The sequence below is a fragment of the Serratia sp. BW106 genome (genome assembly GCF_002607755.1).
In the GTDB taxonomy this organism is placed as follows: Bacteria; Pseudomonadota; Gammaproteobacteria; order Enterobacterales; family Enterobacteriaceae; genus Serratia; species Serratia proteamaculans.
Window position 1 is genome coordinate 1 of the sequence record NZ_MCGS01000060.1, and the last position, 1400, is coordinate 1400.

At 50.6% G+C, this 1400-nt stretch carries 1 protein-coding gene; it reads left to right on the forward strand.

What is annotated here, in order from left to right; translation table 11 throughout:
• Positions 1-89 precede the first annotated feature (89 nt).
• A complete protein-coding gene (locus BEI65_RS25750) occupies positions 90-1391 on the forward strand; it encodes an IS4 family transposase (RefSeq protein ID WP_099065647.1) in 1302 nt (433 codons plus the stop codon).
• Positions 1392-1400: the final 9 nt, after the last annotated feature.

A 1400-nucleotide genomic window follows, 5' to 3' on the forward strand; every position in this document is an offset into this window, starting at 1 on the left:
TAACACCGATCGGTTAAGCAAAATGATCGGTTGAACGATCCTGCAGGTGTATGACAATAAGCCTCATCATTTTCTGATGGGGCTTTTTCATGCTTTCTACCTGGCTGGATGAAACACAAACCTGGGCTGAACCCGACTCTCTTTCCTGTTTTCAGCGCGCTATCCCTCTTGAATGGATCTCTCAGGTCCTTCAATCCACAGATAAAGCCAGCATCAGAAAGCGTAAATTTCCCGCTGAACTCGTTGTCTGGTTAATTATCGGTATGGGACTTTATCGTGACCGCCCCATCACTGATGTCGTGACAAAGCTCGACCTTGTTCTGGGCAACTCGCTGGCCGCCAGTTCCATCGCTCAGGCCCGTCAGCGACTCAGTGATGCCCCGCTTGAAGCATTATTCCATCTGACGGCACATCACTGGACTCAGCAGGAAGACAAGGAAGATCTGTGGTGCGGATTACGGTTATTTGCGGTGGATGGCACACTTTTTCGCACACCCGACACTCCGGAGCTGGCCGAGCATTTTGAGTACATAAAGCATCGTCCTGACAGGCATACCGAGTACCCAATGGTCCGGTTGTGCGCGTTAATGTCATTGCGCAGTCGGTTAATCCACGATGTCAGGTTCGGTCCGGCAAATACGGGAGAGGTCAGCTATGCAAAGCAGTTATCCCCGCAACCGTGCAGCCTGACCCTGTTTGACCGTTGTTATTTATCAGCAGAATTACTGATTAACTGGCAGCGAGAACAGCCGGAAGCCCACTGGCTGGTGCCGCTGAAAGGCAACACAAAATATCGGGTACTGAAAACGTTCAGCGAAGGTGATCATCTGGTGGAAATGCAGGTCTCGGCTCATGCCCGCAAGCAGGACAACGCGTTGCCGGAAGTATGGGAGGCGAGACTGATAGAATGTGAAGGGGCCAGTGATTACAGAGGATTTATCACTTCACTGACGGATGCGGAACGCTATCCCGTCGCTTCATTGCGAAATGTTTATCAGGAGCGCTGGGTGATAGAAAACGGTTACGGTGAACTGAAACAGTTCCAGCTGAATACAGCGACGTTGCTGCGAAGCCAAAAGGTGACGGGGATTTATCAGGAGGTGTGGGGCCTGCTGACAGCGTATAACCTGATAAGACAGGAAATGAGCCAGATAGCCAGAGAAGCGAAAGTCTCCCCGTTACGGATAAGCTTCGTGATGGCAATGCGACTGATAAGGGATGAGTTAATCTGGTGTTCGCTGGGTAAGCCAGGAGCGATACCGACAAAGCTGCGAAAAATGCGGGAAGATGTGAAGCAGTTCATTCTGCCGGAGAAAAGAAAACGGCCCAAAGAAAGGGCCGTTCGAATCTCAAAAACCCAGTATCCCGTTCACTCAAAACATCTTAAGTGAACGGTGTTA

Bases quoted from the DNA above. Each gene is read 5' to 3' on its own strand.
- BEI65_RS25750 (WP_099065647.1), top strand. From the start codon at position 90: ATGCTTTCTACCTGGCTGGATGAAACACAAACCTGGGCTGAACCCGAC.